Raw genomic sequence first — 18,957 nt, 5'->3', positions numbered from 1 at the left:
ATTACAGAACGATTCAGTAGTCATTTTACGTTACATTTTTAATGTTTGCGATAGGTAACGGAACTAGTTAATATGAAAAGCTGATTTTTTATTGAAAGTTATGTTGCGTAAACGCTTACGTTATAGGAGATGAGATAGTGAAAATATCAGATTTGTAAAAAATGTAAAAAGTTTTAGTACAGTGAAAGTTTTCGAAATACCACAATAGAGCAACGAGTCTGTATCCAAAAGTTTGAAACTAGGAAGGTGATGTTTATCATATGGTTACTTTTTTATTGTGATATGCAGTTTTTTCGACAACATAAATAAACTTTATATACTAAAATAGTGAAAAGGTTGAAAAGGAAGTAGATTGGTTTTCTCATTAAGGTGGAATTTTATTTAGAAGGGGTTAGCAAATGTATGGATTAGAAGCGCTATTATTAAATGTCTTATTTTTAATAGTATTTATGATTTTCATCCCACTTTCACTAGAATTTAATCAGAAAATATTTAAGTGTGAGAAAAACAAGTCGAGATTATCTGTTTTCTCAATTGTATTAGGAATACTATGCTGTATGTCATTTCCTATATCGATAATAGAAGGATATATTTTTGACTTAAGACTTGTTGCTATCATGATAGGCGGCTTATATTATGGGTTCCCAACTAGTTTAATGTTATCGGGGATAATGATAATTTATCGGTTTTTTCTAGGAGGGATTGGAGTATCAGCAACTCTTGTAGTTACTTTCATTTTACTTGTAAGTATTTTTTTTCTAACTAAATCATTTCGATACGGTTCTAGACGGAAAAAACTAATTATAGGAAACTCCTTGGCTTTTATAACTACTATCTTAGTTTTAGTAAATTCAACGTTTCTATTTAATATCTCTATTCCTAGTTCCCTTATAATACTATATGTTTCTATATCTATGGTAGCGACATTTATGATTATTTACATATATGAGGTGTTTCGTGAATCAATTTTCATTAATCAACGTATTATAAAGGCGGAGAAAATGGAAATTGTTAGTCATCTTGCTTCTTCCATTTCTCATGAAGTTCGTAATCCGTTAGCGGTTATAAGAGGCTTTCTTCAAATGTTGGATCAATCTGAAGTCTCTAAAGAAAAAAGACAACAGTACTTACGAATTTCTATACAGGAAATAGATCGAGCAAATGATATTATTCGAAACTATTTGACATTTGCAAAACCATCGATGGTAAATATTAAAATGATTGACGTAAAGGAAGAATTGTTGAGAGCAGTGAATATTATTACGCCACTAGCAAATATGAACTCTATAGAAATTAAGACAGATATTCACTCGTCATTTATTGTAGGGGAAACACAATTGTTGCAGCAATGTTTACTAAATATTACGAAGAACTGTATCGAAGCTATGCCTAATAGCGGCCTACTAACTATAGAAACACAAGAAAATAATAAGGAGCTTATTATTCATGTAGGCGATACAGGAACAGGCATGTCTCCTGAACAACTTTCACGTATTGGGGAACCATATTTTACTACAAAAGGGAGGGAAGGTACCGGGTTAGGCATGATGGCAGCTATGCAAATTATTGAAATATTAGGTGGAAAACTTCAAGTTACAAGTGAAGTAAACGAAGGAACTGATTTTTACATAACTCTTCCATTAGAAGAGAAACATCAGCACTCTGATACACAGCAAATTCATATAAGTTAGAAAAGGAAATCAAAAGGTTTTTTGACACCACCTTTTGATTTCCTCTCTATTCGTTTTGTTTATTTTCCATTTCAAAAATCCATTTCGTAATTAATTCAGCACTTTCATCTGAAACAAGTCCACCAGGCATCCTGCGTCCGTCTCCATTTAAGGTGATTTCGAGAAACTCATCTTTTGTTAGGCCAGTATTAAGAAGTCCTGAAGCAGTTCCGCCATTTAAATCTCTTCCGTGACAAGCCATACAAGCCCTTTGATATAGAGGTTGTGCAGCTTCTGTAAGTTCGTCCTTTGGTTCTATGGATTGAACCTTTGGACCATCGGAACAACCAAGTATGATAGTTGAAAAGATAATTAATGCAAAAAAAGTAAGTAGTAGTTTATAATTTGCTTTCACAGGTGGTCACTTCCTTTTCAAGTTAGTAATACAACTAATATTGTATTGGAAATTAAGAAGAAAGAACGAATAGAGTCATGTCATTTTCATGACATTTCCATTTAGGAAGGGAACGGAATAATGAAACTATGTGTTTTCTGTGCGATACTGTTTTCATATAAATGTACATTAGAAAAAAAGGGAGAATATCCTTTTTAAATGAAAGAAGTGATGTAGATGACATACGAAAAATATCTCTATCTTTATAATCATGGGAAAAATGTGAAGGTTAAGGTTCGTAATTACAAAAAAGATGATTTCTCTGAACTAATAAAAATTCAAGAGGAAAGTTTTCCGCCACCCTATCCTTCTGATGCATGGTGGAATGAAGAACAATTAACAAATCACGTGATGTTATTTCCTGAAGGTGCATTATGTGTAGAGGTGGATGGAGTATTGGCTGGGTCTATGACGGGGGTGTTAGTTACATTTGATCCTGCACATCCAGAGCACACTTGGGAAGAGATTACGGACAATGGTTATATACGTAATCATGATCCAAATGGTAATACGTTATATGTGGTAGACATTTGCATTCGACCTGCATTCCGTAAACTCGATTTAGGAAAATGGCTTATGCAATCCATGTACGAAGTGGTTGTTCATAAAGACTTGGATCGGTTACTTGGTGGAGGACGACTACCTGGTTTTCATAAAGTTGCGGATAGAATGACAATAGAAGAGTATTATGATGCTGTGATTTGTGGTGAATGGAAAGATCCAGTGACTTCCTTCCTGCTCCGATGTGGTAGAACGCCTGTTGGAATCGCTACAAATTATTTAGAAGACGAAGAATCTCATAATTATGCTGCATTAATGGAATGGAGAAATCCGTTTAAAGAAGTAAAGTAATATAACGACATTTCCAGTAACAATACCATTTCGGTGTGCATAGAGAGGCTTCTTTGCATAGTTAAGAGGAGTAGGGGTTATTTTAAAGGCTCTGTTAAAGTTTGTTGTTGATATTCGCTATTATAGAACAAATGTTCTATAATGAAGTTATCAAAGATGGGGGTAGTGATGACTGTGAGAGCAACCGATATCCTTAAAGCCATTCAAAAACTTAATCCAGCGGAAAAACATCGGCTACGGGAATATTTAATCGATGTTCTTACTGCCTCATCGTCAACAGGAACGGTACTGGAAGAAATCTCTGAACGAAAGCATAAGGATGGCTATCGTTGTCCTGGTTGCGAGTCAGAACATATTGTGCGGTTTGGAAGATACTCTACTATCGTAGATGGCGAAGAAGTGAAGAAACAGCGTTATCGCTGTAAGGCTTGTAAAATGACTTTTACTGACCTCACCAATACGGCATTATATCGAACACGTCATCTCAATCGTTGGATGCGTGGCGACCAAGTATCTGAACAATTATCTTGCGTGGTTTCAAGTGTTAGAGAGCATCCATCACCAACGAAATGAAGTCACAATGAACGATATGATAATAAAAGGGAATTTAATTCCAAATATAGAAACATATGATACACTTAGATTATCTAAGTTTACTGTATAAAGGCTATTTCTTTATTCAACGGGGAGAAGAGTTACAGAAAATTTAATAGCAAAGGGGTTAGAAAAATGAAGATTTCAGATGTGTTCAATAATTTACCGACACTGGAAACAGAAAGAGTTTTATTAAGAAAATTTACACTCGATGATGCTAACGATATGTTCGATTACTCTTCTGTTCCTGAACTATCGAAATTTGTTCCGTGGGAAACTCATACAACAATTGAAGATTCAAAGGGTTTTATAAGTTATATCATAAAACAATACGAAGAAGGTAAACTAGCTCCTTGGGCTATTGAATTAAAAGAAAATAAGAAAGTGATAGGAACGATTGATTTTGTCGCTTGGTTCCCACAACATTCCCGTGCTGAAATAGGATTTATCTTATCAAATGAACATTGGGGGAGAGGTTTAATCCCCGAAGCAGCAAATGAAGTTATTAAATTCGGTTTTAACAATATGGAGTTAAATAAAATAAAGGCACCTTGTATGGTGGAGAATGTTCAGTCTCAAAGAGTGTTACAAAAACTTGGAATGACTTTAGAAGGCATCTTGAAAGACGAATATTTTATAAAGGGCAAGTTTCGAGATATGGCTGTTTACTCTCTATTAAAGAAAGATTTTCAAAATAACAAAACGGGTAAGTGTTAGGTGAATAAGACAATAAAACAAAAAGGACTTAGAGATGATTTTCTCTAAGTCCTTTGATTATATTTGCTTCTTTAACTATAAAAACATTTGTTGAACAATATTAAAACTTGACCCAATCTATATCATCGTCTTTTTTAAGCAATTCAATGGCTTTTAAATGCTCAGATTCATTCACTATGTTATAACTTCTAAGACCACGACTATCTACTATGGTGAGATAAGTATTATTAAAAATTAAATTAAATGATTCTCTTCGCTTTCCTTGAGGAATCATATTTGTTGTGGTGATATGCATACTATAATCTAAACTATTCATGTTAGTAAATCCATTTAATATACTGGAGATAATTTCTTTATCCTCTATTCTATCCTTCGTTTTCATATCAATTTCATTATCGAGGTGAGTAAATATTTCAATATCGTCAATTATCGTCTCTTCATTTATTGGCTTTACTACTTGCTCGAAAGTTTTGTAAATAAACAGTTTGTTAAAAACGAATGTCATTACTATTACCAGTGTTGTTGCTATAAGTAGACCAATTATTTTCTTGTTCATTTTGAGGTAAACATCCCTTCAATAAACTTCTATTGATATTCGTAATAGTGATAATTGCAAATGAAACATCATTAACCAGTTTCTCTGCACAAAAAATGAGTTAAAAGATTGCTAACCGAGATTTTACTAACACCCTTCACGTTTGTTTAATAAGGTTAGACTTCATCCTTAAATGTTTTAAAATATTCTTGCCCTAAGATTATTAAGCCTAAAATAGTTAATAGAACTCCTATAATAAATGGAAAACCTAAAAATAAAGACTGTACAACTTCATTTCCATATTGCTTCGCTCCAAAAATTGCATGCCATAATTTCGACTTACCAGACCATGCAGTTATATTAGTTGCGTAAATAGTACCCGCTAAAATAATTGTTAAAGTCACTAATAAGCCACCAAGCATTATAAATCCACCAATTACAATTTTTTTCATTATTTGCCCCCCCTTATTTTTATTGTTGTCATACTTTTCTTTACCTCATCTAATTTCACTAAAGGAAGCGTTAGCTACACAACATCAACAATGCTTGTTCTACTAAGCGTACGATAGTGCAATAAGCAACAAGAAAAATGTTGGATTTAAATTATTTATTGGTATTAATAAGTTCTCTTAATTGAGTGATCTTAATTAACGATAAAATTTCACTGATTGTTTCTTTATCATTAATAATGATTCTGTCTTCCCATTCCGTATCAGAAGGTATTATTTCTAGCTGAGTAGCAGTATTATTTATATACCGATATCCTGCTAAGTCAAATGAAAATATAAAGTAAAGGATAACTGCTATTATAAGTGGGATTATGGTTAGTTTAAGAACTTAATCCAATTGACTTTTATTTCACTTGTCAACTTCCTTCTTCCTCCTTACATTCCAAAGATATACGTATTTCACTTTCATTTAACATTACATTTTAATGGTAACATTAATCCCCTTCTAATTAGTATTAATATATATAAAAGCGTCTCTGCCATATTGCAGAAACGCTTCCTTTAGTGCAATAAAAATTACCAAAAGTATTGTAAAGCCAACTGATATATTGCTATGCCAAGCCCTAAAATACTCGCTTTCATTTTAGATGGGTGGTTTCTTGAACTACGGAACAAGTATAAAAAAACAAGTATAAATCCCAAGGGTACCCATAACTCAAAAACACCATTTTTTGTATTTGTAGTAAAAATTGGAACAATTATAGTGCTTATCAGAAAGTAAAAAAATACTGTAAAGCGTCGTGTTTCTAGTTGTTTACTCCACCTTACTAAGAAAATAATAATTACTATTGCAATAATTGTAGTGTGTAAAGGGGGGAGTAAAATTCCAAAATTCCCGAATTCGAAATGCATTTTATACAACCCTCCTTATTTTGAAAACAAGTCTATTTTCTGTACATAAACATTTAACATCATAATTGTGATACGCAATATTACTTCGTTAGCAGACAAGAAAAATGTTTTAATAGCTACCTTTCATAAATGATTCTCTCCGTCAGCAACACAACGACAACGACAGCTTGTAATACTAACGATACTCCGTTAGCAAGTACAATTTTTCACAAAAAATCAATAAAAAAATCTATTCTTCATATCCTTTGTAGTTAATGACAAATTTAGTTTCTTTTAAATAGGAAACTTGAAACACCGATAACCAATCCGAATAAAACTAAACCAAATCCTATAAAATCAAATATATTATTCAGGGATAAATAATTAAAGAAAAATCCAACTAAAACTAGGAGTATTGAAAGTAAAATAATTTCTGTTCCTGTTTTACTCTCAATTATTGGACTTAAAAATATAGATAGTATAAAAACTAATAAAATAACCCCTAAAAATCCAAAGAATAATAACATTATTATTTCCCTCTCCTTAATCTTTTTACTTCTTCCTTCAATCTCCCCTTTAGTTTAACATGATTTTCCAAATAAATGTCTAACCAAAGGGGATATTTATTCATTTTATCAGAAGTATTAGCGGTATAATTCTCTCCGCATCGCACCACTAAGTTGTGCATAAATCTTTGTTGTCTCGCTTTTCTCATGTCCTTATAAATTCTGTATTACTTCTAATGGAGCACCATTATTCAACATATGAGTCCCATAGCTGTGTCTAAGTTGGTGAGGATGAATGCTTTTATTTATTCCAGTTCTACTGGATATACGTTTTATTACATACCTCATTTGTGCAATACTCAATCGGCGAGGGGTTCTCTCCGTTATAAATAATGCCCTATTGGTATCCATCCGTTCTTCCAAGTACCTTCTTAGCCATATCTCATAACGCATATTAAAATACACTTCCCGTTCCTTATCTCCTTTTCCTCTTACAATGGCAGACCGACTTTCTAAGCTAATACTTTCTTTATCTAGTAATACAATTTCTCCGATTCGACAACCTGTTGAATACATAAATTCAAATAATGCATTCTCAAATGAGTTACAAAAAGCTTCTCGTAAATATTCGATTTCTTTTTCAGCAGTAAGGATTTTCGGTATCCATATAGATGTTTTAGTTCTTTCAGTTTTCTGGCAGGATTATTTTTAATAATCCCTTCGTCATTTGCCCATTTAAAAGGGAACTTAACAAAGCGAATCCGATGTCCTAATCTTGCTGGTTTGAGTCGGTCAGAATCCTTCACTAAGTACGCCTTTAAATCCCTATGTTCTATTTCTTCTAATTTTACTTCTTGAGTAAAATGCTTAACTAATAGATCATGTTGAACGGTATAGGCTTTTAATGTTTGCAGCGAATATCCTTCAAGCATCTTATCCGATTGATAGTTCTCCTGTTTTTGCTCACATAAATTGAGCCACTTCGCTCATGAAAATGTGAGCCACTCCATTTCCAGTTAGAACACCGTCTTGATATGGAGTGAGAGGCATGATAGGCTTGTTGCCTCTCGAAACAGCTTGCTGTGTCGCCTTTCGAGCTAAATCATGCCTCTGGAGGCTCCATGTCAAGACATTCCATAATTACCAGTTGCAAAGTTAAAAGTGGCTCACAAAGATGTAATCGGAGTGGCTCAAATCTAATTTATCAAATACACCTCCCAAGCTTCCGATAACAACATCATATAATTCCTCCTTAATAGTTTTTATTATTGTTTTTGGCAATCTGTAACAATTACAAATGTGACTTTTTCTTTTTATACTAGTGTTTTATTGATAAATAGATATGAAAACACAAAGTAATTCAGAGCCCTATTCACATAGGTGGAAATAAATATATCCTTCCTGTTATTGTGATGTGATTTGCCCTGCGAATTTTAATGTGAAAGGCAAGGACTTGGATATTTATATTTAAGTAATGAAAGGATATATTAAATTTTTCAAGCAATGTAGTGAAAGAAACGAGGAGACTTGCTCAATGGAATAAATAAACGGAGAATTTTCCCTTATTTAATAAATAGCACGGAAAACAGTCGGAATAAACGGAGAAATTCCGCTTATTGACTCAAATCTATAAAAAAAAGGGGGATTTCCTTTGCATAGGCGGAAAAACTTCCCTTATTTTCAAAGAATTTAGGTAAATTTTGATTTTAAGTGGAAATTCTCCGCTTATTTTATTTCAGTGGTAAGGATACGAATACATAGACTTGGCGATAAGTTACGTTTATCTAATAAACTTCCAAGAAAACCTCATTTACTTCAACAAACGGTTAATGAAATAAGCAAATATAAAAACAATGGCACGAAGAACCTTCGTACCATTGTAATATGCGAAATATACTATGGATCTAGTGGTGAAAGATGTTTGATTTATCGTGTGAATTCGTCTATGATTTGACGTTTTGCTCCTCTGAAGTAAACCCGTAAATATAATAGGTACATTTTCTTTTTTTATAGATAAAATCCAGGTAGTTTTGGACTAAAAATCTAAACTTTATTCATATAATTTATAACTTTAGTAATGGAATATTTTACAAAATTAAAAGATGATCATTAATAACAAATAATTCGAAACTTTTGAACTAGTATAAACAGGATAAGTAGGCTTCCATATTTGATAAAAGGTACATAATACCCTTCTGGAATTAGTATAGAACTATTAAACTATATCTATAATTTATATAAAGATAGAATAGTTAGAATATACTGATGATTGGAGGAGGGTACATGTCAAAAATAAAGGAGTTAAAAGTTCAGGAGTATCCACAACAGGTTTTTCAACATATAATTTCCTTTACCAAGGAAATGAACAACCCTATGTTGATGAAAAAAGAGATGGACAAGTTGATTGAACGACTAGGTAGAAAAGGTCATAAGCATAAGCATCGAGTTATTACAAAAGTTCTAGCAAGAAATGAAGAGATGAAAACGCTGACGTTACAGATTATGGTTCCCCTTAAAGAAAATTATGATGTGACGTTATTTTTAAAAGACCATGAAGAGTATGAGTTGATTAATGAATATTACATTAAGGACAGTTTGAAAATATCTATACCTAACGACATGAATGAATTTAAGAGAGCTGTTAATACATTTGTTAATTATTATAAAGATACAAATATAAATGAACTAGATTTAAAGAATAACCACATAATTGAAATTGCCAAGGTTGATGCTTTTGGAACAGTAATAGGGTTTGATTTACATTTAGAAACAGAAAAAGAGGAGGTATAGGGATGTTAGCATTAAATGAAGGGATGCACTATATTCGATGTTCACGGTACGAATATTTAGTAAAAAGAGGGAGTATCTCAAATTATTCTTTTAGTATTAAAGATGAGGAAAAAACGGGAATTCTAGATGCAATGTTTGAAATTATTAACTATCCTATTGAGTTAAAAGACTTAGAGGAACAACTTGCCTCTTTGTCTGTAGCTCCTAACTCAGATCAAATGAAATCACTAATTCATCAATTGTTAGAGATAGAGGTTCTTTATGAAATTTCTAAAAAAACAAAGCAAGATACATCACTCTGTGTTATTGTTGATGACCACGATCAGAGTCAAATTGTTACTTCTACACTGAAAAATGAACAGTATTATGTGACATATTACTCAATAGATAATAAATCAAGTTCTAGTTTACCGTACATCGATCTAGAGAATGAAAAAGATACAAAAGAAGTGTTAAAAAACTTCGATTATATTTTGCTATTTAAAAGAAATTTTTCACCAAATACTTTTCATAAATTCAATAAATTATGTTTAGATTTGAATAGTAAACTGATCATTTCATATTTAGATGGAAATGAAGGCATCATAATCCCCCTTGTAAATTGTGATCAAGTTGGTTGTTATAACGATTTTGAAATAATGCGAGAGTCCTCATTTTATAATTTGTTAGATTATCAGGTTATGAAAGAACAGCTTCTCCTTGATGAAAATGGTGAAATTTATGTGAACCCAATTCATTTTACTATTTTAGTTAACCAAACTTGCTTATTATTAGAACAATTTATTTCATACACAAACATGAATTATTTTGCATATTCCTTTGATTTTGAAAGAATGGTTAATACGAAATCTAGATTATTAAAATTTCCTAAGTGTCCTAGTTGCCAAGGAGATAAAAATCTTGTGCATGCTTTTATATAAAGGGAGGGGGATTATATGGACAAGCAAGTATATGGAACTATGTTTGAAGAGAAACAACAGCAGTTTACCAGAGAAGAAATAGCTATATTTAAGCGCTATATCGAAGAAAATGTTGCTTACTCTGATAACAATTTTGAGTTTTTAGAAGAGAATTTATCTTATTATTCATATAGACATACAAGTAATAATTATTTTTCTCCAGCCGAATATTTTCATGTAAATTCGAATTTAGTTAAATCTGATGAAATGATAAAGAACATTCATCTTTATGAAAGAGCAATAGAGTGGCATAGCTCGACAGTTCACCCAGAGGACTCCGAATATGTGCAGAAGAAAGAAAAATATATAGATGTAGACGTTTTTCCAGAACGGATAAAGCATCTTGTATCTTATTTAAATACATTTTCTAATCTAGACTATTTTAGCGTTGATATTTTGATATATAGTGATGGAGCTATATACCAATATTTACCACAGAAGAGATTTCTTTTTAAATGGAAAAATCATGCTATGGATTTCTTCAATAAACTACAGGAGCAACATTATTTTGTACTTACAAAAGATATTAAGGAAAAATTAAGTGATGAGAATGGTGCACTAGTTATTTTTCCAATATTTACTCCCATTAGAAAGATGTTGTTTCTGGGGGAATATGGTTATAGGAGTAGTTTGATGAAATATGGAATGATTGTTGAAAGGATTAGAGCTTTATTAGATAGAGAGGAAGTAGTATTTAATAAGCTAGATTACTTTGAAACGGCAGAAATGAATAACTTCCTAGGACTAGATGGTGTGGAGAGAAGTGTCTTGACATTATATGTTGTGAAATAAATAGATGAAAGGAGATATATTATGGAGGGAACAAGAATTAAAGAAATTCCTGAGCATATTCAAGGAATGAAGGAAATGATGTTAGAAAAGTCTGACATAGATCAGATTAAAGTTGTTCATGAGATCATAGATGATACTCCATACAAGACAAAGAACTATATGAAATATATGCATGACGAATACCATATTGTCCATAACAAGAAGCAAATAATCGATAATTGTATTCGGAAGTATAAGTTAAGAGTTAATAAAGAAAAGCTTCATAAGCAAGACATTTTTGATGTAATTGAAAATAGACATTCCTTAAGAGATTTTGATAATAGAACAGTGGATTTCGAAACCTTTAGTAATATTATTCATTTTAGCTTTGGTGTTAAGTATTTTGGTGTGGGACCATATGATCAGAAACAATTTCCATTTAAATATACAAATTCCCAAGGTGGACTAAATTATCTAGATTTGTTTATTTTTATTAATAATGTAGAAGGAGTAGAAAAAGGGTTATATTACTTTGACTTTATTGAAGATGAACTATGTTTAGTAGATCATGGTAATATGCGCATCCTGATAAATGACACACACTTTCAAAATGAATTCACTGTATATAGTAATTTTGTTTGTGTTATTGTAGCCGACATGGAGAGGGTAGTTCCGAAATATTATAAGCGTGCATACCGTTTTGCTCATGTTGATTCTGGAATACTCTTATCCTATCTTCAGCTTTTGGCAGAGCACCATGGATTAGGATCGTGTGCAGTTGCGGGATATCTAGAGCATAAACTAGAAGACATATTAGCTTTAGGTAGTAATGATTATCCTATTGTTTCAATGTGTTTTGGCTATAAATCAGCGGATATATAAATAAATGATAGTAGTATCTCAGCTTATCCTTATTACCTTGTTTGTTTTGCTATTTACATTTCGAGTACCAAAAAAAACACCCTTCATTTATTTTATCCTTTTACTTATTTGTATACTAACTAACGTTCTCTTAATAGGACAAATTGAATGGAAAATAGTAGTTTCGTTTACGTACTTTTTTCAACTGCTCCTTGTAGTGGGATTAGGAATTTTGTTCTATATTGTCGACTTAATCATATTAAATATGATCAAACACAACGTTATTTTACTAGATTTTGCTTACATGCTTAAAGGAAGGGTAAATATTAAAGCTCTATTGATTTCATTTGTTATTGGGCTGCAAGAAGAAATCCTATTTCGTTATTTCCTTTTTATGGAGGGTGGTTTCTCAATAATTATTCTCTTACTAATTAGCAGTATCCTTTTCGGAATCAATCATCTTACGTTCTCTAAATATGATATGTTTTCCAAAATGGTACTTGGCTTAGTGTGTGGAATTATATTTATACTTACGAGAAATATTCTGTTATCGATTGTTTTGCATCTTGTATATAATTACTTTGCATTGAAAAACAAAGAAGAAGGATGGGGGGTTGTACAACGTGGGAATTGAAATAGATTCACTTATTAAAAGATACGATGGAAAAGTAGTCCTAGACGGTATTGAATTACATATAAACGAGCCAGGAGTCTATTTAATTGCAGGCCCTAACGGCTGTGGGAAAACTACCTTACTTGAGATATTGGTTGGATTGCGAAAATATGATCAAGGAAGAGTAAAAATAAATGATCAGAGAGTAGATGATGTGGAACTTAAACGTAAACTAGGCTTTCTAACTCAGCAAAATACATTGAGAAAAAATTGTACAGTTGCTGAGGAATTAAATCTAGTGAAAGAAATATTTAAGCTAGATATTGACACATATAAATATCTAGAAAGATATAAACTTCAAGAATATTATCATCAAAAAACGAAAGGACTATCAGGGGGAACAAAAAGAAGAGTATTAATTGCAATGTTGTTCATGACACAATACGAGGTGGCAGTACTAGATGAGCCAGTATCAGGCTTAGATACGTTCAGTCGAGATGAGATATGGAATATGATCAGAGAGTACGCAGAAGAGAATATCGTTGTTGTTTCTGACCATTACTTAAATCAAGCTGCACTATATAGTGACTATGTCTATTTAATGAACAAAGGAAAAATCGTTTTACACGGTAAAACAACGCAGCTTATTAAAGATTTTAAACGTGGGTATGTAATTAAAACAAGAGTAAATCATCTGGAGGAACTAAACTCCATCCTAGATGAGAAAAGGGCTTTGTTAGATTTAAAGGTGTCTGGGTCTGTATACAATTATTTTGTTAATCAAGAAGACCAACAAACCATTCAGAAGCTAACTAATTCATCACAGAGGATAAATGTTCACCCTGTTAATTTAGAAGATATTTACTTTTATTACACTGGTGAATTTGTTAAGGATTCGGGGGATTGAAGATGGTGGCACATTATTTAGCTTTTTTTAAAATTGAATTAAAGGCATTATTAAGAGAACCTGTATCTATCTTTTTTATGGTTATTTTACCAATTATTTTAACGATGGTATTCGGAGGGGCTTTTGGAAATGAACCTACCCAATATGGAGAAAATGTATTAGGGATTGATACGGTCGTTCCTGTGAATATTGTTTTTTTGTTAGCAAATGCTGGTCTTATGGGGATACCAATTACTATTTTAGAGTTAAAGGAACAAGGAGTATTAAAAAGATACAATACTTACCCTGTTAATATGAGGACATATTTTACATCGATTGTAATGACCTTCTCATTAGTAAGCATACTTTCTACGTTTTTATTTGTAAGTATTGCTTATTTTGTATATGATGCATCCTTTTATATGAATGTAATAGAAGGGATTCAATTTATTGGTATTTATTTACTGATAATTTATATTTTCTATGCTATAGGATTTTTAATTGCGCTATTTATAAAGTCTTCAAGGACAGCAAGTCTAGTTGCATCGGGATTTTTTATGGGGCTATTATTTACATCAGGTGTTGTGTTGCCTTTAGATTCTCTTCCAAACAATGTACAGATAATTGCCAAAGTTTTTCCCATGTCACACAGCATTGAAGTAGTTCAATTGCTTTGGATTGGTGAACTTACTCTTTCAGATTCTCTAAATAATTTACTATATTTATTCATTTTAGGTATTGGATTATTTTTTATCTTAAGGAGCGTGAAGATGAAATGGGATTAGAAAAAAATAAGCAAATGGTTAGTATCACAGTACTTAATAAAAGGAAAATTTCAGAGCCTGCTTCTTTTGAATATGAGGATTTTACAAATTACATGGAAATGAATAGTTACTTGGGATACTTTAATCTAATAAAAAAATTAGATGTTGTCCTAGCCCCGTCATCAGAATTACCACTGTTTATTGGTAATTGCGAATTCATGAATATTAATTACTTCTTTAATTATCTATTAAGAAGTACCAGTATGTCTGTTAAACTCAGCGAATCAATATTTGCAGGCGGTAAAGGTTTTACTGTCTATAAAGCAATCTGTTCGTCTTTAGGTGAGGCATTCGAGAGGCTTATGGCTTGTCTGGAATACTTTGTGCAAAAAGAGAATATTGAAATAGGTACTTATAAGATGCTAAAAGAAAAGGGTTTAACACCAATTCATCCTAATGACTTAAGGAGCTTTTCAGATGAGCAATTTTTGGATGAGAATTTGTTATTTGACGTTTTTGATGAAGATACGTTTACGAGCTGGATAAAAATGATAGAAATGTCAAGTGGTACGGAAGTATATATTCCTGCATGTTTAATCCTTATGTATTACAAACCGAAAAGTAAAAACGAAAAACGAATTGGTTATGCAACTTCTGGGGGATTAACTTCTCACTATCTAGAAGATAAAGGAATACAGCACGGCTTAATGGAAATAATTGAACGTCATGAAATAAATTTATCTTGGTATTGTAAGATTCAACCAGAGGAAATAATTATCGACGATAGCGAAGATCCACAACTAAGGAAGTATATGAATTATATTACTGAAAAAAATATACGTTTTTTCCGACATAATGTTGATCAGCAGAACTTTCATGTAATAACTGCAATGTCATTTGATGATGATATGACGAAATATTCCTTCAATACAGGAGGGGGAATCTCTCCGAGTATAGAGAGAGCTATACTTTCATCTCTTGAAGAATATACACAGGCAGTAAATAATACTAGAAAAATAGTATATGCTCCGAATTGGTTAACTTCTAGTTATTCCAATGGAGTACTTGATGTCAATGAAGATGATGATCCAAAAAACTTTAAAACATTCTATCAAGCTGTATCTTACTATGGATTAAAAAGAAATCAACATAAGCTAGATTGGTTTGTTAAGGATAATCCCAAGAGGTTGTTATCAGAAATTCGTGAAACAGAAACAAGATTAAATATTTTAGAGTATATTAAAAAACATAATATTGAACCTTATATTGCTCGATTAGATATAGGAAAGCAATTTAAAAATATATACATTTCAAAAGTGTTTATGAAAGAGTTCACTCCAGCTTTTATTGCAGGTGTACCAATGTTCGGACACAAAAAATATAATCAGTACTTACATAAAGATGTGGAGATGAATAGAGAAATACTACCATTCCCTTAAGAAGGTTAATCTTATTGATCTTAATCATGAAAGGGGGTGAAAAATATGGAAATAATAAAAAAAGTGGAAGATCAAAAAGACTTCCATGCTAGTGCATTATCACCTGGTGGTTGGTGCTGCTCTTGTTGTTGCTGGTGCTGGGCAAACATTTTCAACTAACAAGAGCAAGGGAAGAGAGTATGTAACGGATACTCTCTTTTCTTATTTGATATAACAAGTATATGCCATTTTGAGTTTTTTTAGTACATAAAAAGAATAATTATATCAGAAAAATTAACTTATTCCCTTGAACATTTGAAAAGTGTTTGAGCGATGGGCCCATAGTTAGCTTTATGTTTAAAAAAGAAATATAATGACATTTTGAAGAATAACTCTTTTCCTGAGTGAAATGTCTCCATAGGAATCAAGCAGTGGAAAAAATAGGATGGGTAATAAAGATTGAAATGCCTTGAATCATCTTCTAAAATTGGATGGTACTGGCGTTAGCTTTTAACATTTTCAGTAGCCTCCAAGTCGTTGCACTTTCTTCAAAAGAGCTGCTAATTTTGGAGTTTTTTCCACTCTGTAATTATATTTTTTAGATCGCTTCCGTAAACAGCTTCAAACATTTGAATGTCACTGTAAACCTTTAAGAAGTCATCTTTCCCCTGTTTTTCAAGTAAGAATAATACAAAAGAGCTTGCTTTTACAGGCCCATCTAACTCTTCAAAATAGTTATCCATCGTTGGTCCGTAATTAGAATGATGAAATTTATACTCATCATCATAAACAGAAGAAGTTGCAATTTCGAATGCATGAATATCAACAGGTTCATCATATTGGAATGGTTGTTTGCTCACTTCGTTGTACTTTTCAATTACTTCCCAACTGGTAGAATCAGAACTTGTCATAATTTCTTTTATGAAAGAAAGGTATGCATCTTGCACATAACCTTTTTTCATTGATTCAAAATCATACATAATATTATTCGCTAATCCTTGTTTAAAAGGGTAAAACTCCGTGTTTATCCCTACTCGGTTGGTTATAATCTCAACTAGATCACTGACCCAGAATAACGGGGGGCTGTCCTGTAGTCCATACAACTTCATTATCTCCGAATGGACGACTTCTGCCGAAACATTTGGATTTTGACTGTTTTTATGAGGGTTCACATGGAAAATAATAGGTTCTTCCCCTTTATAATCAAACCATTCTTCCACATAACGTATGCTATCCTCGAAATAATCGATATAATCTGTTACCTCTTTGTAACTCCAATTGCCATTGGAAAAATAGGTTGTCACTTTTTCAGTATTTAATTGAAATAAAACATCGTCAAAACCATATTTGTATTGGTAATTAAAGTCTAATGGTGTATTAGATTGGCTAAAATCAAACCAATGTTGATTGAGTAAAGAAGCGGCTTTTTCAGCCTTGTCTTCCAAGAACAAATCAATAACATCCTTTAATACGCTCTTTTCATCTAGATATTGTACAAAGTGATAAGCAACATCCTTAGAATTTGGGCGCAATTCATGCTCAATGTATCCTGGAATAAACCAAGCGTCACCAAAGGGATGATCTTCACTAGAGAAACGATTTTGCAGGATTAAGAGTCCAATTTGACTAAAAGTTTCCCTTGTCCAATATAACTCCATTCCAACACTAAGCCATGCAGGCAATTTATAATCACTTAAAAAACTTACAATCGAACCTATTGATTCTTCACTATATGCTGTCAGTGCTAGTCTTGTAGAATGGGAATCGATAGAGAAATCTTCCGATGCTGTATTAAAATATATTTCTAATGGTTGATCTGCATGAGAAATTTTTAATAATTCTTGACTATTACTGATAATGATGTTTGTTTCTTCTATGAGATCTCTGCTATAAGAATTTGCTCTTTCGGAAAAATAGAAGTCGACATTCTCCAAATGCCCTTTGACTGCATATATATATCCAAGGTTTGATAACAGTATGCCTGATTCATCGATTTCTATGTCGTTGGTCTTGATTTCCACATCTTCATCATGATTTGTAGTAGTCTGTGTTGGTTCACGAAAAAAGATGATAACTGCTACAACAATAAAAAAAATAATTCCAAAACTTATATATTGATTCTTCTCCATTCTTTTAGCCTCCACTACCAATTTATTACATTGTCCTTATAATGTAACATTAACTATCATGGTAGAGGAATGAAAAAAATGTATTTTTTGTAAACCATGATGTTGTATTGAGAAAAAATGATATTTTAGCCTTTAGATGAAGTAGCACTTTTTTAGTATAATACTATTAATATTAGGCGGCTAGGACAAAAGTGTTTTCAGCAAAGAGAAATCCGAACGAAATGATTCTTGGTATACTATTCGCTGCAGAATATACTTCGCTTTCCGCGGGTGGCTGGTGAGCCCGCCGGAGTCTTCGTATATTTCCTCCGCTAAGGTTACCTATCGTTCGTCTTTTCAATGTTACACTTTCGTTATGACCCAGCCTCATCATAATGATAACTAAATGAATTTAGGTGTTCTTCATGACTGAATTTCTTTTATTGTTTCTTCTTATTTCCATCCTTACGAACATTCCTGTTATTGGTCCGTACATAGGTCTTTTCAACACAATGGTGCATGAAAGTGGTCACGCATTTGTGGCATACGTAACAGGAGGACGGGTAAGATCTATATCACTTTTTGCTAATACAGAAGGACTAGCAGTTTTTGAGTATCGGCATTGGTTTGGTCGTGTGCTTACTATATTAGCTGGTTATCCGATTTCTTCATTCGTAAGTGTTATATTTATTTATGGGATAAAAATGGAGTATTATCTCTACTTAGGGTTAGCACTATTTGGCTTGCTTTTATATAACCTCGTATTTTGGGTAAGAAATTTTGTAGGTTGGATCTGGGTTTTAACTGTTCTTCTTGGTCTTACATTTATGTATTATTTTGAGTATGTTGAAGCATGGAAGATGGTATTAAACATAATCGGTATCTCACTCCTTATTCAAGCGTTTATAAGTTCTTGGACGATTTTTGTTATGAGCTTAAAAGATAAGGGCAGAGCTGGGGATGCAGCATTCCTGGCAGAGGCGACATATGTTCCGGCAGTGATTTGGGGCTTACTATTTCTAGTACAAGGAACAATCTTTTTTATTGTAGGTATAATGATATGGTTTGGGTATGACATAATGACTATCTTTAAAGGAAATTAAAGGATTCAAGGATAAT

19 protein-coding genes and 1 pseudogene are annotated in these 18,957 nt (G+C 32.3%); 13 read left to right on the top strand and 7 right to left on the bottom strand.

From position 1 onward, the window contains the following. The first annotated feature begins 398 nt into the window (after window positions 1-398). Window positions 399-1,691 carry an ATP-binding protein gene (locus ACERII_RS00200; protein WP_373639363.1) on the top strand — a complete coding sequence of 431 codons (1,293 nt, stop codon included), beginning with the start codon at window positions 399-401 and terminating at the stop codon, window positions 1,689-1,691. A gap of 46 nt (window positions 1,692-1,737) precedes the next feature. On the opposite strand, the gene ACERII_RS00195 is transcribed toward ACERII_RS00200, so the two are convergent. Next, window positions 1,738-2,085, bottom strand: a complete 348-nt coding sequence (locus ACERII_RS00195) for a c-type cytochrome (protein WP_373639362.1) — start codon at window positions 2,083-2,085, stop codon at window positions 1,738-1,740. A gap of 216 nt (window positions 2,086-2,301) precedes the next feature. On the opposite strand from ACERII_RS00195, the gene ACERII_RS00190 reads away from it, so the two are divergent. The 3 genes and pseudogenes from ACERII_RS00190 (at window position 2,302) to ACERII_RS00180 (ending at window position 4,287) form a co-directional block, all read left to right on the top strand. Then, the gene (locus ACERII_RS00190) at window positions 2,302-2,976 is read left to right on the top strand and encodes a GNAT family N-acetyltransferase (protein ID WP_373639361.1); all 675 of its coding nucleotides are present in this window, start codon (window positions 2,302-2,304) and stop codon (window positions 2,974-2,976) included. A gap of 168 nt (window positions 2,977-3,144) precedes the next feature. Continuing rightward, a pseudogene (locus ACERII_RS00185) lies at window positions 3,145-3,640 on the top strand (transposase). 65 nt (window positions 3,641-3,705) lie between these two features. Beyond that, a complete protein-coding gene (locus ACERII_RS00180) occupies window positions 3,706-4,287 on the top strand; it encodes a GNAT family N-acetyltransferase (RefSeq protein WP_373639360.1) in 582 nt (193 codons plus the stop codon). A gap of 100 nt (window positions 4,288-4,387) precedes the next feature. Here the strand turns inward: ACERII_RS00180 and ACERII_RS00175 are convergent, their stop codons facing one another. From ACERII_RS00175 to ACERII_RS00155, 5 genes are all read right to left on the bottom strand, one after another. Continuing rightward, window positions 4,388-4,843 carry a hypothetical protein gene (locus ACERII_RS00175; RefSeq protein WP_373639359.1) on the bottom strand — a complete coding sequence of 152 codons (456 nt, stop codon included), beginning with the start codon at window positions 4,841-4,843 and terminating at the stop codon, window positions 4,388-4,390. A 155-nt stretch (window positions 4,844-4,998) separates the two neighbouring features. Further along, entirely contained in the window at window positions 4,999-5,274 is a 276-nt protein-coding gene (locus ACERII_RS00170; protein WP_373639358.1) for a hypothetical protein, read from the bottom strand. A 1,172-nt stretch (window positions 5,275-6,446) separates the two neighbouring features. Next, window positions 6,447-6,689 (bottom strand): hypothetical protein, encoded by a 243-nt coding sequence (locus ACERII_RS00165; protein ID WP_373639357.1) that lies wholly within the window; start codon window positions 6,687-6,689, stop codon window positions 6,447-6,449. A 192-nt stretch (window positions 6,690-6,881) separates the two neighbouring features. Beyond that, window positions 6,882-7,301 (bottom strand): tyrosine-type recombinase/integrase, encoded by a 420-nt coding sequence (locus tag ACERII_RS00160; protein ID WP_373639658.1) that lies wholly within the window; start codon window positions 7,299-7,301, stop codon window positions 6,882-6,884. Continuing rightward, window positions 7,202-7,600, bottom strand: a complete 399-nt coding sequence (locus ACERII_RS00155) for a hypothetical protein (RefSeq protein WP_373639356.1) — start codon at window positions 7,598-7,600, stop codon at window positions 7,202-7,204. The genes ACERII_RS00160 and ACERII_RS00155 overlap by 100 nt, the downstream gene beginning before the upstream one ends. 1,351 nt (window positions 7,601-8,951) lie before the next feature. Here ACERII_RS00155 and ACERII_RS00150 point away from each other — a divergent pair. The 8 genes from ACERII_RS00150 to ACERII_RS00115 are packed head-to-tail and all read left to right on the top strand — an operon-like array spanning window position 8,952 to window position 15,751. Then, the gene (locus ACERII_RS00150; protein ID WP_373639355.1) at window positions 8,952-9,458 is read left to right on the top strand and encodes a hypothetical protein; all 507 of its coding nucleotides are present in this window, start codon (window positions 8,952-8,954) and stop codon (window positions 9,456-9,458) included. Between the two features lie 2 nt (window positions 9,459-9,460). Continuing rightward, window positions 9,461-10,378 (top strand): hypothetical protein, encoded by a 918-nt coding sequence (locus tag ACERII_RS00145; RefSeq protein WP_373639354.1) that lies wholly within the window; start codon window positions 9,461-9,463, stop codon window positions 10,376-10,378. Between the two features lie 15 nt (window positions 10,379-10,393). Beyond that, on the top strand, window positions 10,394-11,209 hold the full coding sequence (locus tag ACERII_RS00140) for a hypothetical protein (RefSeq protein WP_373639353.1): 816 nt from the start codon (window positions 10,394-10,396) through the stop codon (window positions 11,207-11,209). Between the two features lie 21 nt (window positions 11,210-11,230). Further along, entirely contained in the window at window positions 11,231-12,070 is an 840-nt protein-coding gene (locus ACERII_RS00135; protein ID WP_373639352.1) for a SagB family peptide dehydrogenase, read from the top strand. Between the two features lie 4 nt (window positions 12,071-12,074). Further along, a complete protein-coding gene (locus tag ACERII_RS00130; protein ID WP_373639351.1) occupies window positions 12,075-12,683 on the top strand; it encodes a CPBP family intramembrane glutamic endopeptidase in 609 nt (202 codons plus the stop codon). Further along, window positions 12,673-13,569: an ABC transporter ATP-binding protein gene (locus ACERII_RS00125; protein WP_373639350.1), complete on the top strand. Its 897-nt coding sequence runs from the start codon at window positions 12,673-12,675 to the stop codon at window positions 13,567-13,569. Before ACERII_RS00130 ends, ACERII_RS00125 begins: the two co-directional genes overlap by 11 nt. A gap of 2 nt (window positions 13,570-13,571) precedes the next feature. Further along, a complete protein-coding gene (locus ACERII_RS00120) occupies window positions 13,572-14,333 on the top strand; it encodes an ABC transporter permease (protein ID WP_373639349.1) in 762 nt (253 codons plus the stop codon). Then, window positions 14,324-15,751 carry a YcaO-like family protein gene (locus ACERII_RS00115; protein ID WP_373639348.1) on the top strand — a complete coding sequence of 476 codons (1,428 nt, stop codon included), beginning with the start codon at window positions 14,324-14,326 and terminating at the stop codon, window positions 15,749-15,751. Before ACERII_RS00120 ends, ACERII_RS00115 begins: the two co-directional genes overlap by 10 nt. 539 nt (window positions 15,752-16,290) lie before the next feature. On the opposite strand, the gene ACERII_RS00110 is transcribed toward ACERII_RS00115, so the two are convergent. Then, a complete protein-coding gene (locus tag ACERII_RS00110; protein ID WP_373639347.1) occupies window positions 16,291-17,859 on the bottom strand; it encodes a hypothetical protein in 1,569 nt (522 codons plus the stop codon). 404 nt (window positions 17,860-18,263) lie between these two features. Between ACERII_RS00110 and ACERII_RS00105 the strand changes: the two genes are divergently transcribed. Next, window positions 18,264-18,941 carry a M50 family metallopeptidase gene (locus ACERII_RS00105; RefSeq protein ID WP_373639346.1) on the top strand — a complete coding sequence of 226 codons (678 nt, stop codon included), beginning with the start codon at window positions 18,264-18,266 and terminating at the stop codon, window positions 18,939-18,941. The last annotated feature ends 16 nt before the right edge of the window (window positions 18,942-18,957 follow it).

It is taken from the genome of Evansella sp. AB-rgal1 (assembly GCF_041820985.1).
Taxonomy (GTDB): Bacteria; Bacillota; Bacilli; order Bacillales; family Salisediminibacteriaceae; genus Evansella.
This window is presented reverse-complemented; position numbering and strand designations above follow the sequence as displayed.